1 protein-coding gene is annotated in these 268 nt (G+C 40.7%); it reads left to right on the top strand.

Going from position 1 to position 268, the window contains the following annotated elements; all coding sequences use genetic code 11:
* A partial coding sequence (locus tag ACY2RS_RS15625) for a hypothetical protein (RefSeq protein WP_490099592.1) occupies positions 1–225 on the top strand: 225 nt, incomplete at its 5' end.
* Positions 226–268: the final 43 nt, after the last annotated feature.

Genomic DNA, 268 nt, shown 5'->3' with positions numbered 1-268 from the left:
ACAAGCGGAGGAGAAGAAGTATATGAAATAAAATTTAGCAAGGGTAGATTACGTAGGGAATTGGATAAAGAAATTGCATCAGAAACCTTGACAAAAAAGATTGAAGCTATTGGTGAGCAAGTGCGCACTATGATTACAGGGAATAGCGATAAAATAAGAGAAGCACAGCGTTTGCAACGAGAAGCAGACAGACTGCGTCGTAACGCCGAGAGAATGCGTAGATAAGCAGACCGTTTACACCGTCAAGAACAAAGAAACACAGAACAAA

This window comes from Patiriisocius sp. 208BN25-11 (assembly GCF_058147145.1).
This window is presented reverse-complemented; position numbering and strand designations above follow the sequence as displayed.